General features: G+C 71.2%; 8 protein-coding genes. 5 read left to right on the top strand and 3 right to left on the bottom strand.

The annotated features are described in order from the left end of the window. Nucleotides 1–19: 19 nt before the first annotated feature. Nucleotides 20–970: a helix-turn-helix domain-containing protein gene (locus tag ACZ60E_RS39350; protein WP_469446877.1), complete on the top strand. Its 951-nt coding sequence runs from the start codon at nt 20–22 to the stop codon at nt 968–970. A gap of 247 nt (nt 971–1,217) precedes the next feature. Here the strand turns inward: ACZ60E_RS39350 and ACZ60E_RS39345 are convergent, their stop codons facing one another. Together ACZ60E_RS39345 and ACZ60E_RS39340 are read right to left on the bottom strand one after the other, a co-directional pair. Next, the gene (locus tag ACZ60E_RS39345; protein WP_469446875.1) at nt 1,218–3,116 is read right to left on the bottom strand and encodes a glycoside hydrolase family 9 protein; all 1,899 of its coding nucleotides are present in this window, start codon (nt 3,114–3,116) and stop codon (nt 1,218–1,220) included. A 167-nt stretch (nt 3,117–3,283) separates the two neighbouring features. Beyond that, nucleotides 3,284–4,558 carry an arsenic transporter gene (locus ACZ60E_RS39340; RefSeq protein WP_469446971.1) on the bottom strand — a complete coding sequence of 425 codons (1,275 nt, stop codon included), beginning with the start codon at nt 4,556–4,558 and terminating at the stop codon, nt 3,284–3,286. Between the two features lie 1,708 nt (nt 4,559–6,266). On the opposite strand from ACZ60E_RS39340, the gene ACZ60E_RS39335 reads away from it, so the two are divergent. The 4 genes from ACZ60E_RS39335 to ACZ60E_RS39320 are packed head-to-tail and all read left to right on the top strand — an operon-like array spanning nt 6,267 to nt 10,365. Continuing rightward, nucleotides 6,267–6,866, top strand: coding sequence for a chemotaxis protein CheB (locus ACZ60E_RS39335; protein ID WP_469446874.1), 600 nt, complete (start codon nt 6,267–6,269; stop codon nt 6,864–6,866). After that, a complete protein-coding gene (locus ACZ60E_RS39330) occupies nt 6,866–8,740 on the top strand; it encodes a CheR family methyltransferase (RefSeq protein ID WP_469446872.1) in 1,875 nt (624 codons plus the stop codon). The genes ACZ60E_RS39335 and ACZ60E_RS39330 overlap by 1 nt, the downstream gene beginning before the upstream one ends. A 25-nt stretch (nt 8,741–8,765) precedes the next feature. Then, on the top strand, nt 8,766–9,617 hold the full coding sequence (locus tag ACZ60E_RS39325; RefSeq protein WP_469446870.1) for a GAF and ANTAR domain-containing protein: 852 nt from the start codon (nt 8,766–8,768) through the stop codon (nt 9,615–9,617). Nucleotides 9,618–9,630: 13 nt separating this feature from the next. Beyond that, the gene (locus ACZ60E_RS39320; RefSeq protein ID WP_469446868.1) at nt 9,631–10,365 is read left to right on the top strand and encodes a GAF and ANTAR domain-containing protein; all 735 of its coding nucleotides are present in this window, start codon (nt 9,631–9,633) and stop codon (nt 10,363–10,365) included. A gap of 66 nt (nt 10,366–10,431) precedes the next feature. Here ACZ60E_RS39320 and ACZ60E_RS39315 read toward each other — a convergent pair whose 3' ends face one another. After that, entirely contained in the window at nt 10,432–12,870 is a 2,439-nt protein-coding gene (locus tag ACZ60E_RS39315; RefSeq protein WP_469446866.1) for a SpoIIE family protein phosphatase, read from the bottom strand. Between the last annotated feature and the right edge of the window lie 237 nt (nt 12,871–13,107).

Below are 13,107 nucleotides of genomic sequence, written 5' to 3'. Positions count from 1 at the left end.
ACAAGCGCTTTCTGGGAGGATGCCTGTGCGTGCTGACGACTTGCCCGAGACTGCTGCGCCGTCCCCGCCGCCGGGCCTGGTGACCGTCGGCCGCTTCGACGAGCGCCCCGGCTACGGCGTCGACCGGCCGGGCGGCGCCGACAGCTGGCTCTTCACCTGGACCACGGACGGCGCGGGACTGCTGGCCCAGGGGGCCACCCGGACGCTGTCGGGGGCCGGCGACCTGGTCGTCCTCGGCCCCGGCGTGCCCCACCGCTACGCGGTCGCGCCGGACGCCGCACGGTGGACGTTCTGGTGGGTCCACTGCCAGGCCCGCCCGGCCTGGGCGGACCGGCTGCGCCCCCATCTGCTCGGTGACCGGCTGTATGCCGTCACGCCGGTACCGGCCGGGGTGCGGGACCGGCTGGAACAGGCGTTCCGGCGGATGCTCGCCGACGCGCGGTGGACGGGGGAGGGCTCCCCGCCTGCCGTGGAGCCCGGGTCGGCCCGGGGGCCTGAGGGATCCGACGAGCCCGGGGACGGCCGGGTCGCCGTCGCCCACGGCACCGCCGCCCGCGAACTCGCCCTCTGCTCCCTGGAGTCGATCGTCCTGCTCACGACCGCCACCGCCACCGTGATCGCGGGCGGGGAGGCGGACCGGCCGGGCGTCGACGCGCGGATCCGGCGGGCCGAGGCACGCATCGCCGCCGACCCGGGAGCGCCGCACACGGTCGACACCCTGGCCGCCGGGGTGTCGCTCTCGCCCTCCCGCTTCGCCCACCTCTTCACCCAGCAGCTCGGCCAGTCACCGATGCGGGCGCTGCTCGCCGCCCGGCTGCTGCACGCGGCGCGGCTCCTTGAGGCGACCGACCTGCCGGTGGAACGGGTCGCGGTGGCCGCCGGGTTCACCAGCCCGTTCCATTTCAACCGCGTCTTCCGGCAGCGCTACGGAGCCCCGCCCGGCGCGTACCGTGCGGGGCTCCGGCACTGACGGCGTGCCCTGTCTGCGGCTCTAGGGCCTGTCTGACAATTCCCGTCTGCCGGGCGACGCCATGCACGCTCCCCCAGCCTCCGGCCGGGGGACCCCCACTCGCCGCACCGGGCACAGAGCCAAGTACGTCCAGTACGAGGCTCTGCGCCCGGCACTCCCCCAGCCTCCGGCCGGGGGGACCCCCAGAGCACGCACCTGACGCCGCCCGGCCGCCCTCCGGGCGACGACGGGAATTGTCAGACAGGCCCTAGCCGTGGCGGCGTTCGGAGACGAAGGCCGCCAGCCACGCCAGCGGGGCGTTCCAGTTGATCGTCACCTCGTTGGTGGAGTACGAACCGATGTCGTCGATGTAGCAGGCCGCGGGGGCGCATCCGGCGAGATGCTCCTGCGCCACCGGGTCCTGCAGACCGCTGTTGGGACCGCCCGCGAGGGAGCCGGCCGGCGGGTTCGGCAGCGAGGCGTCGTACTGGTGCGCCCAGAACCTGTGGTGCTGGTTCTTGGCGTACGTGTCGCCGTAGCCGGTGACGTAGGAGAGATCCAGGGTGTTGCGGCCCAGCAGGTAGTCCATCGACTCCAGCACCCCAGCCCGGTAACGCTGTTGACCGGTCAGCGCATAGGCGGTGGCCACCACGATCGCGTTGTTGGTGACCTGGCTGTTGGAGCCCCAGACATATCCGTTCGCGGGGATGGGCACCGCGTAGCCCTGCCGGGCCATCGTGGCGAGGTGCCCGTCGGCTGCGGCGGTCACGGACACCCGTACGCGCCGGATGTCGGAGGCGGGCAGCCCGTTCGGCACGGTCGCCAGGGTCAGCCGGCCGAGGGCCGCGGTGTCGGCCCAGTTGAAACCGGTCGCTGTGAGCGCGTCCGCCGAGGTGTGCCAGGGCGAAGAGGTGACCGCGTCCCGGTAGGTACGTTCACCGGTCGCCGCGTACAGCTCGGTCGCCGCCCAGTAGAAGTCGTCGGTGACCTGGGTGTCGTTGTAGGGGCCGCCGCCCGTGCTGTCCGAATCCGGCGCGTACAGCGCGGGGTTGGCCTGCGCCGCGGTCCACGCCGTGCGCGCCACGCTCAGGCACCGCTTCGCGTACGTGGAGTCGTACGGCCGGAACACCCGCGCGCACTGCGCGGCCGTCGCGGCGAGATTGAGCGTGGCCGCGGTGGACGGGCGGTGCAACTCGCGGGGCTGGGGGTCCAGTTCGGGCCGTGTCGGGATACCCGTCCAGGCCGCGTCATGGATCTTGTGGAAGGCCATACCGGCGTACGGCTTGCCCTCGGGCACCTGCATCCGCATCAGGAAGTCGAGCTCCCAGCGCGCCTCGTCCAGGATGTCCGGGACGCCGTTGCCGCGCTCGGGGATCCGCAGGGTCGAGTCGCCGAGCGCGGACGCGGTGCCCGCCCGCTGGGCGCGCGCGAAGGAGTCGACGAGCAGCCAGACGGAGATCCCGCCGTTGACGACGTACTTGCCGTGGTCGCCAGCGTCGTACCAGCCGCCCCGCACGTCCTGGGTGTAGTCGCACACTCCCGCCTGGCACGGGACGCTCGTGTCGCCCTGGTTGGGAGCGACCCCGAGATGCCCGGCGGGCCGGGCGTACGAGGGACCCACCAGGGAGGCCTCGATCGGCGTGCCGCTGCGCTGGTGGTAGAAGAAGGCCAGGGACTCGGTGCGCAGGGTGTCGTAGAGGTTCGCGCGGATGTCGAAGGGCGCGCTGCTCCACCCGTCGACCACCAGGACGAAGCCCGCTCCCGCCTTGCGGAACGCGGAGAAGTCCGCCACGTGGGTCGACTCGCCCGAGGCCGCGTCCGCGCCGTGCACGACGGTCCGGCCCGAAGCGGCGGTGGCGCCCGACGCGCTGCGCAACTGCCAGTTCAGCGGCTCGGAGGCCGCGGTGACGATCGTGGCGCGCTTGGGCCCGTCCGGCAGGTAGCCCGCCTGGTTGACCCGTACCGGCGTGGTGGCCGCGGCGGGATCGACGGCGGACGGCGCTCCGGCGGCGCCGGGCGCGAGGGCGAGACCGCCGGTCAGCAGGACGGCCGCCAGCAGCGCGGCGGTCGTGCGTCGCCCGGTACTCCGGGTGCTTCCGGTACTTCCGGTACTTCCGGTACGAGGATTCGTGGGGTGGCGGCGGTGCACGTGAGGGAACATGAGCATGGAGCGTCTCCCGGTGCCTGGAATGGGGTCCATGGACGGCGTCCGGCGTGGACGACAAAGTGGTGGGAGCGCTCCCAAAACCGGAGCATTGCATGGCCATGTCACAGCGTCAATGCCCTTCGCGCGACCTCGCCCGTACGCGTGACTCAGGTCCCGAACGTATGAACTCAGGCCCCGAACGCACGCAGCGAGAGCCAGAGCGCCACCACGGCCGGGATGAGCGTGGCGGGCACGGTGAGCAGGCCGAGGCGGGTGAACTCACCGAGGTTCACGCTGTGGTCGTGCTGGTGCACGATCCGCCGCCACAGCAGGGTCGCCAGCGACCCGGCGTAGGTGAGGTTCGGGCCGATGTTCACCCCGAGCAGGACGGCGAGAATCGGTCCGGGGCCCGCCGCCGCGGCCAGGGGCAGCAGGACGAGGACCGCGGGCAGGTTGTTGATGAGGTTCGCCAGCACGGCGGCGAGGACCGCGATGCCGAACAGTGCGAGCAGGCCCGACGAGTCGGGGACCAGGTGACCGAGCGCGTCCGAGAGGCCGTTGTCCACCACGGCGCGCACCACGATGCCCAGGGCCAGGACGAAGGCGAGGAAGGGCAGCGAGGTGGCCCGCATGACGGCGAGCGGGGTGGTGCGCCCGCGGGCCAGCGCCCGGACGGCCAGGACGAGGGCTCCCGCGAAGGCCGCCCAGGCCGGTTCGATCCCGACCGCGGACGTCACGACGAAGCCCGCGAGGGTGCAGGCGACCGTGGCCAGCGCGAACACGGGCATGTCGACGGGATCGCTTTCGGCCCCATCCGGTGAGTCCCCGTCCAGATCGCCGGGTTCGGCCAGTTCGGCGGCGAAGAAGCGCCGGAAGACCAGGTACTCGGCGGCGATGGCGACCGCCCACGCGGGACCCATCAGCAGGGCGAACCGGGTGAAGCTCAGCCCGCTGGCCGTGAACGCGAGCAGGTTGGTGAGGTTGGAGACGGGCAGCAGCAGTGATGCCGTGTTCGACAGATGGGCGCACGCGTACACATGGGGCCCCGGGCGGGCGCCGAGGCGGGCCACCGTCGCGAAGACCACCGGGGTGAGCAGGACGACCGTGGCGTCCAGGCTCAGTACGGCCGTGATGACCGACGCGAGCAGGAAGTTGGCGGCCAGCAGGCGTTGCGGCCGGCCCTTCGACGTACGGGCCAGCCAGGCGCCGCAGGCCCGGAAGAGGCCCTCGTCGTCGCAGAGTTTGGCGAGTACGAGCACCGCGGCGAGAAAGCCCACCACCGGGCCGAGCAGTTCGGCCTCGGCCCGCGCGTGGTCGAGGGAGATGGCGCCGGTGGCCATCACCAGTCCGGCGGCCGGGACGGCCACGGTGGCCTCCGGCAGACCGAACGGCCGGATCACGGCACCGGCCAGTACCGCTACGAGCAGAAGAGCGGAAAGGGCGGTCGCGAGTGTCGAGCTCAGGGTTCGTCCTTGGAAGGTGATTGTCGATTTCGGTGGTTCGGTCGGTAGGTCTGTGCAATCGAATCAGACCACGGAGCGCCGAGGTGGACGGGGGTGCGAGTGTCGTCGCCCAGTCCTTCTGCTCACTCTCGGTTGCTTGTCGCAACGGAAAAGCGGTGTCCGTGCTCATACCGAATTGCATTGCCCCGGCTCGCTGTTGACAATTGTTTCTCTGCAAGGCGCCATGGGTGAAGGGGGTTGAGAACCTTCTTTGTCGCCTGAGGGTTCGCTGCGTCAAGGTGCGGCTTGTCGGCGAGTCGGCTTCCGTTAGGCCGAGGTCTCGTGTTCGGGAGCAGGGGCGTATTCGGGTATCGGGCCGGGTCGGCGTCGGGCGCGAGCTTCGGCCACGGTTCCGAGTCCGGGCCGGGTGTGGGCTCTCGTCGGGAGTCCGGTCCGCGGCAGGGTGTCCGGCGCGTCCTGGGCAACGAGCCCCGGTCGGCCGCCGAACCCGGAGCCGCCGACCTCGACGCGGATCCCGACTCCGCCTGGGGTACGAGTCCCAGGGGGAGTCGGGATCCCCGTGCAGGTGCCGGCCCCCGACCGGGTTCCACCGTGGGCGCGGGCCCGTCGGGGCAGTTGCCGAGGCCGGCACGGGCGCCACTCACCCGGCCGCCGGTACCCCGTTGGACTCCGGCCCCGGTCTCGACTCCGGTCCACACGGGGGTGCGCCACGCTCGCGTCCGGGGTAGCGGTTCGCGTCCCGGCGCCGGGACGCACGTGGCTGCCGACTAGGTGTCGAACGCATGTTCGATCCCAGGGCCTCGGTCGTGCCCCGCGCCCGGGCCTCCGCCACGCTCTGAGGCTTCTGCGCCACGTGGGCGCGGGGCCCGGCCGTTCCGGCAGGCGCTGTCGGCGCCGGGGCCTCGCCCTGGCCGTGCTCGTCGGCGGCGGATGCGTCCTCGTCCCGCTGGTCCTGGGGGTCGGTGGGGGGAGCGAAGGCGCACGCTCCTGCGCTTCGGGCGCCTGTCCGGGCGGGGGACGCGGCAGACGCCGTGGTCTCCGACCGCCGGAAAGAGCCTGCGGGCGGACACGGTGAAGGCCTCGCTGAGGCACGATCCCGAGGATCTTGCGGATCCCGGGACGGGGAGACTGGCGGCAGGTGTCCGCCCCGGGCCCGGGGCCCGGCTACGAGCACGGCACGATAGCGTCAGGCCGGAGCGGTCCGGGAACTCGACGGGGCCGAGGCCGATGGCGACCGAAGGGTCCGGGTCGTCCCGCGCCGCGTCCGGTTCCGTTGTGACGTGCGCGGCGGCGTCGATCTCTCCGTGGAACTCGACACGTGGAGCTCGACAGCCCTGTGCCCGTGCGCCCGATGGGCGCGGACTCGGCGAGGTCGCGGTGCAGCGGCACTGCTGTGAGGTGTGGTGTCCCGGGGTGTGGCGGCATCACCGTGAGGTCGGTGGGCCGCCGTCCTCGGGTCGGAGGGGCGGGCGACGGCAGATGTCCACGGTCACCGGGAGCAAGGGTGACGAATCGCGACGAGCCTGAGGAGAAGCAAGGCACTTACGACGGAAGAAGCGATTTGCGTAGGACGTCCTCCTCTCTTCGGAATGACCCCTCCCCGAAGGGCTTGACTTCTTGCGAAGAACCATCATGCGCAATCTCGCCGCCCGCCCGAAGCCTCGTCCCGCACCGCATCACCCGGACCCGACTCCGATAGGCTGGCCATGTGACGGCAGCGAATCACCCCACGGATGAGTTCGCCATCGTCGCTGTCGCATCGTCCGCCGGCGGCGTGCAGGGGCTCATCACGGTCCTGGGGGGCCTGCGACCGGATCTGCCCGTGCCGGTGCTGGTCGTCCAGCACCTCGACCCGCGGCACCGGACAGTGATCGCCGACGTCCTCACCCGCCGTACCGAGCTTGCGGTCAAGCTCGCCGAGGACGACGAGCGCGCGCTGGCCGGCACGGTCTACATCGCCCCTCCGGACCGGCATCTCCTCATCGGGCCCGACGGCATCCTGGCACTGTCGCGCACCGAACTGGTCCACTTCGTGCGCCCTTCCGCCGACCTCCTCTTCGAATCGGTCGCCGCCTCCTACGGACGGCGGGCGATCGCCTGTGTGCTAACGGGCACGGGCAGCGACGGCGCGATGGGACTGGACGCAGTCAAGTCGCGCGGAGGAACCGTACTCGCCGAGGACCCACTGACGGCGCAGTTCAGAGGGATGCCGCAGGCGGCGGTGGACACGGGAACCGTCGACTTCGTGCTACCCCTTGAGGAGATCCCCGGGGTCATACAGGGACTGGTCGAAACCAAGAGGCAGTGATGGGCGAATCGCAGAACGCCGTACCCGAGCAGGCACTGGAGGAACTGCTGCTCTTCCTGAGGGATTCCCGCGGTTTCGACTTCACGGGGTACAAGCGCTCCACCCTCGGTCGGCGCATCCACAAACGCATGGCCGACGTCGGCGTGCGCTCCTACGTGGACTACAGGGACCTCCTGGAGACCAGTGCCGACGAGTTCGGCGCCCTCTTCAACACGATCCTGATCAATGTCACGTCCCTCTTCCGCGACCCGGACGCCTGGGCCCTCCTCCAGCGGGAGGTCGTTCCCGACCTGCTCGCGGACCTCGCGCCGGACCAAGAGATCAGGGTGTGGAGCGCGGGCTGCTCCAGCGGCGAGGAGGCGTACTCGCTGGCCATCATGTTCGCGGAGGCGCTCGGTACCGAGGAGTGCCTGCGGCGCGTCAAGATCTACGCCACGGACATCGACGAGGAAGCCCTGCGCCAGGCAAGGTCGGGGCTGTACTCGGCGAAGTCCCTGGAACCGCTCTCCCCCGAGCTGCGCGACAAGTACTTCGAGCAGAGCGGGCAGAACGGCGCGCAGTTCGGCTTCCGCGCCGACCTGCGACGCCGGGTGATCTTCGGACGGCACGACATCACCCAGGACGCCCCGATCTCCCGGCTCGACCTGCTGGTTTGCCGCAACACGCTGATGTACTTCAACGTCGAGGCCCAGACCCAGATCGTCGACCGCTTCCACTTCGCCCTGCGCAAGGGTGCCTTTCTCTTCCTCGGCAAGGCCGAGATGCTGCTGAACGACGCCGACCGCTTCGAAGTGCTGAGCATGCGACAGCGGATCTTCCGACGCCGCGCGGGTGATGCCGGGCTGCCTTACCACCCCGCTCCCGTGAAGGTCAGAACAGGTCCGGGCATCGAACTGCACTCGGTCGCACGTACCCGGCAGCTGCGTGACCTGGCCCTGGACTCCGGCCCCACCCCGACGATCGCCGTCGACGGCGACGGAACCGTCGTGGTGATCAACAGTCAGGCGAGGATCCAGTTCGGCCTGACCGCCACGGACATCGGGCGCCCCTTCCAGGACCTGGAGATCTCCTACCGGCCGGTCGAACTCCGCTCGCTGATCGACCAGGCCACGCACGAACGCCGGACCCTCCGGGTGAACAGGGCCGAGCGCAGGTCGATCGACGACATCCAGTACTACGACATCCTCCTCCAGCCGCTCGCTGCGCCCAGCGGCCTGCATGTCGCCACCCTCATCTCCTTCACCGACGTCACCGTGCCCACGCAACTGCAGGCCGAGGTCAAACGGGTCCGCGAGGACCTGGAGACGGCGTACGAGGAACTCCAGTCGACCAATGAGGAGCTGGAGACCACGAACGAGGAACTCCAGTCCAGCATCGAGGAGTTGGAGACCACCAACGAGGAACTCCAGTCGACCAATGAGGAGCTGGAGACCACGAACGAGGAACTCCAGTCCGGCAACGAGGAACTGGAGACCATGAACGACGAGCTGCGCATCCGTGGTGAGGAATTGGATGAGGCCAAGGCGTTCCTGCAGGCCGTGCTGACCAGCATCGCGGCCGGTGTGGTGGTCCTGGACAGTGACCTGAAGGTCCGGAGCTGGAACCGGGGTGCCATCGACATGTGGGGCCTGCGGGCGGACGAGGTGCTCGACAAGCAGTTCTTCGACCTGGACTTCGGCCTCCCCACCGAGGTGCTGCAACCCGTGGTGCGGAAGTGCCTGAAGACCCGCAAGCGCTCGGGGCCGATCGGTGTCGAGGCCCTGAGCCGCATCGGACGGCCCCTCACCTGCGACGTGTTCTGCTCCCCGTTCGACGGACACAACGGAGGTGTCGTCCTGCTGATGGAGGAAAGCCGCAACGACGACTCCGAGTGACCCGCCACGGAGTAGGCTTTCGAGCATGAACCCGCAGAGGCGCGAAGACGCCCTCGGCCTGGCAGCGCTCGCACGCAGCCGCGCCGACCGGGCACTGGAACGGGCGGAACGGGCGGATGCGGCCGCCGATCGGTACGAACTGCTGGCCGCGCAACCCGGCCGCGAGTACTACTCTCACATCGCGGCGACACACCGCAGGTCGGCCGTGTGCCACCGTTCCTCGGCCCGGCTCCAGTGCGCGTTCGCCCGCCGTTCGGCGGAGTGGACCGAGGCGCAGGGCGCGCCGCCCCGCTTCATGACCGGCGTCGCGGAGACATGCGGGACAGGCAGCGCCGCGCTCACCCTCGTCGACGCCGGCCTCGACCAGCTCGCGGTCGCCGTGTCGGACGAGCGGTCCCACACCGCCCAGGAGCTGGAGTACGTGCTCGGCGAGGGCCCGGCCCGGGACGCCGTGTCGGACGGCCGTCCAATCCTCGTGTCGGGATCGGTGATCAGGACGCGCTGGCCCGCCTACGGTCATGCCCTGACCCGTCTGAGCGTCGACTCGGTGGCCGCGGTTCCCCTGGCCGCGGAGAGCGGCTGCATCGGGGCGCTGACGGTGTTCGGCCCACGCCCCGACCTCGTGAGTTCCGGCGACCTCACCGTTGTCGCCGAGGCCCTTACCCGGATCGTGCTGGGCCCGGACGCCGACCCGGAGCTCTACGGCGGAACCGATCACCGGGATCTGGTGCACCAGGCGGCGGGAGTGCTCTCCGTCCGGGACGACTGCCCCGTCGGTGACGCCCTGGCCCTCATCAAGGCCCGGGCGTTCACGGAGGATGTCTCCACCGAGGTGATCGCCCGGCGGATCGTACACGGAAACTCGACATTCAACTGAGGGAAGAAGTGTCATGACACCGCAACAGCGGCTGGCCGACGCGTTCGTTGCTCTGGCCGGTGGCATGAGGGACGGCCCCCAGGACGTTCCGTGCACCCTCGCGGTCCTCGCCAGCCGTAGCCCGTCCTTACTCGGCGCCCACGCCGCGGGTGTGGTGTTCGCCCTCGACGAGCACACGGAACTCCAGGTCGCGGGCTCCGACCCGGAGGTGTCACGTATGGAACTTCACGCGTCCGGCCGCCGCGAAGGGCCCGGCCATGACTGCCACCGCGGCGGCCTGCCCGCTGTGCAGGCCGCTCTCGACGGCCACCCGGCCAGGCAGCGCTGGCCCCAGTACACCCCTCGGGCACTGGAGCTGGGCTACACGCGGGTGGCGGCCCTCCCGCTGCGGGGCTTCGCCCGGATCAACGGCGCGCTGATCCTGTTGTCCCCCCGGCGAAGCGCGTTTCTCCCGGACGTGCTGGCGCTCGGCCAGTCGATGGCCGACTTCACCGCCACCGTTCTGGAACGGGCCGACGAGGCCGACCGCAGCCGGACCCTGACCGCACAGCTTGAACTGGCCCTGACCACTCGCCTCGTCATCGAACAGGCCAAGGGCGTCCTGGCGACCCGACTGTCCCTGACCATGGACGACGCCTTCGCCATGCTGCGCGGCCACGCGCGCTCACACCGAAGGCCGGTGCACGACGTGGCACGTGAGGTCGTCGAAGGGCGCGCCGATCCCGGACTGATCGATCCCACGCCGTGACGCCGCACACCTCGGGACCTGGCACCCGTTACCCGTCTCGGGACGCGGGTGTCCCCACCGGCCTTCTCAGCCCTCGCCGTTCCCGTTGTCCCCGCAGTCCTCGCCGAACACCAGCTCCGCCCAGATCGTCTTGCCCTCGGTGGTGTGGCGGCTGCCCCAGCGCTGGGTGAGCTGGGCGACCAGGAGCAGCCCGCGGCCACCCTCGTCGAACGTCCTGGCGCGGCGCAGATGCGGCGCGGTGTGGCTGGAGTCCGACACCTCCACGATCAGCGTGGAGGCGTTGTGGATGAGCCGCAGCCGGATCGGGCGTTCGCCGTAGCGGATCGCGTTGGTGACCAGTTCGCTGACCACCAGCTCGGTTGTGAACGCCGCCTCGCTCACGCCCCAGGTCTCCAGCTGCCGGACGACCTGCTTGCGGACGGGTGCGACGAGCGCGGGATCGGCCGGAACCTCCCAGGTCGCCACCTGGGAGGACGGCAGGCCCTTCGTCCGGGCGAGCAGCAGGGCCACGTCGTCCGAGGCGCCGGTGGGCGGCAGCAGCGACTGCAGGATGTCGTGGCAGGTCTCGTCCAGGGAACCCGAGGTCCGCGCCAGCGCCCCGGACAGCAGCACACGGCTCGCGTCGAGGTCGCGCTCGCGGCTCTCGATCAGACCGTCGGTGTAGAGGGCGAGGACGGTGCCCTCGGGAAGCCGCAGCTCGGTCGACTCGAACGGCAGCCCGCCCAGGCCCAGCGGCGGCCCCGACGGTACGTCGATCTCCTCGGGCGGCCCGCCGGGCGGAAGCATCACCGGCGGCGGATGACCGGCGCGGGCGAGGGTGCAGCACCGGGTGACCGGGTCGTAGACCGCGTACAGGCAGGTGGCCCCGACCTCCCCGGTGGTGCCGTCGCTGCCCGCCTCCGCGGAGAGCCGTACGACCAGGTCGTCGAGATGGGTGAGCAGTTCGTCCGGTGCCAGGTCGATGTCGGCGAGGGTGCGCACGGCGGTCCGCAGCCGGCCCATGGTGGCGGACGCCTGCAGCCCGTGGCCGACGACGTCCCCGACGACCATGGCGACCCGCATCCCCGACAGCGGGATCACGTCGAACCAGTCGCCGCCCACCCCGGCCCGCGCCGCGGGAAGATAGCGCGAGGCCGCCTCGACGGCGGCCGTACGCGGCAGCGACCGGGGCAGCAGGCTGCGCTGCAGGGCGATCGCGGTCTCGCGTTCGCGGGAGAACCGGCGGGCGTTGTCGATGCAGACGGCGGCCCTGGCCGTGACCTCCTCGGCCAGCAGTACGTCGTCGGCGGTGAACGGGTCGGGCCGCCGGAACCGGGTGAAGACCGCGACGCCCAGGGTCGCGCCGCGGGCCTGGACGGGCACGGACATCGTCGAGTGGATGCCGTGCTCCCTGACCCGGTCGGCGCGTACGGGGTCCCAGGCGAGCCATTCCGAGAGCGTGGTCGCGGCGTCGGCGGCCACGATGGGCCGGCCGGCCACCAGGGAGTCGGCCTGCGGCGAACCGGCGGGATAGGTGTCCACCTCGCCCAGCTTGACCACCGACTCCGGATCGCCGGGATGCACCGACCGGTGGGCGGCGCGGCGCAGGCTCACGGGGGCGAAGACCGGCCCGATGTACGGTTCGCCGCCGCGGTCGGGAGGGTCGACCAGGTCGATGCTGACGAAGTCGGCGAGCGCGGGCACACAGACATCCGCCAGTTCCTGCGCCGTACGGGTGACGTCGAGGGTGGAGCCGATCCGGATGCTCGCCTCGTTCACGAGCTGCAGGCGCTCCCGGGCGAGGTACTGCTCGGTGAAGTCGTGGGCGGACAGGCAGATGCCGCGCACCCGGCCCTCGGCGTCGGTCAGCGGCGCCATCCGCGCCAGCCAGGCCTGGGCGCGGCCCTCGGGGGCGGTGCCCAGATACGTCTGCACATCCTCGCGTCTGCCGGTCAGGAGCACCCGGAGCATGTGCCCCTCCAGCTCCTCGTTCTGCGGCCGGCCGCCGATCTCCGAGATCCGCAGACCGCGGATGTGCTCCTCCGGGAGGCCCATCGACTCGGCCATCACCGTGTTGACCCTGCGCAGCCTCAGCCGCTCGTCGAAGATCGCGGTCGCGCAGGGCGACTCGTCCAGGAAGGTGGAGGTGAGGGACCGGTCCCGCGCAGGCAGGGTGCCGTTCTCCAGCGGGGTCACGACGAGCCAGTCGCTGCGACGGCCCAGCTCGGGGCGCCGCCGGTGCGCGAGCAGCCAGACGCGCAGGGTGCGGCCGTCCTCGTGGCGCAGCGCGAGCGTGCCGATCCAGCGGTTGTCGGCCGACGGACGCCGCAGCTCACCGGCGTCCGGCGCGAGCAGCTTCGCGGCGGGCCGGCCCACGACGTCGGCCGGAGCATGCCCGAGCAGACGCCGGGCGCCTTCGTTCCACTCGACGACGATGCCGTCACCGTCGATGACGGCTCTTGCCGTGGAGGTCTCGTCGAACGGATAGCCCGGGCCGTCGCCCGATGTCTCGCTGTGGCTCCTCACATCGCCGCCACTCCATTGCGCACACACTCACGGTGAACAGGTGCATCACTTGTGTTCCAGGGTAGTGCGTCCGGCCCCTCCGCACCCGGCGCGGCGGTTCCCGCCCCTCGTGCACCGGCCTCCCCGGCGGTCCCCGTCCGTCGGCGGGGGATTCGGGCCGATGTGCCGGGACGGACAGAATGCGCTTACCGGGGCCTTGACGGGCGTATGTGTCGCGCTGTCAGAATCTGTTCGGTC

It is taken from the genome of Streptomyces sp. NPDC102514 (assembly GCF_055584525.1).
This window is presented reverse-complemented; position numbering and strand designations above follow the sequence as displayed.

What these genes read in the sequence shown, in the direction of transcription:
- ACZ60E_RS39325 (WP_469446870.1), top strand. Translation starts at nt 8,766, where the DNA reads ATGAACCCGCAGAGGCGCGAAGACGCCCTCGGCCTGGCAGCGCTCGCA.
- ACZ60E_RS39330 (WP_469446872.1), top strand. Translation starts at nt 6,866, where the DNA reads ATGGGCGAATCGCAGAACGCCGTACCCGAGCAGGCACTGGAGGAACTG.
- ACZ60E_RS39320 (WP_469446868.1), top strand. Translation starts at nt 9,631, where the DNA reads ATGACACCGCAACAGCGGCTGGCCGACGCGTTCGTTGCTCTGGCCGGT.
- ACZ60E_RS39345 (WP_469446875.1), bottom strand. Translation starts at nt 3,116, where the DNA reads ATGCTCATGTTCCCTCACGTGCACCGCCGCCACCCCACGAATCCTCGT.
- ACZ60E_RS39350 (WP_469446877.1), top strand. Translation starts at nt 20, where the DNA reads ATGCCTGTGCGTGCTGACGACTTGCCCGAGACTGCTGCGCCGTCCCCG.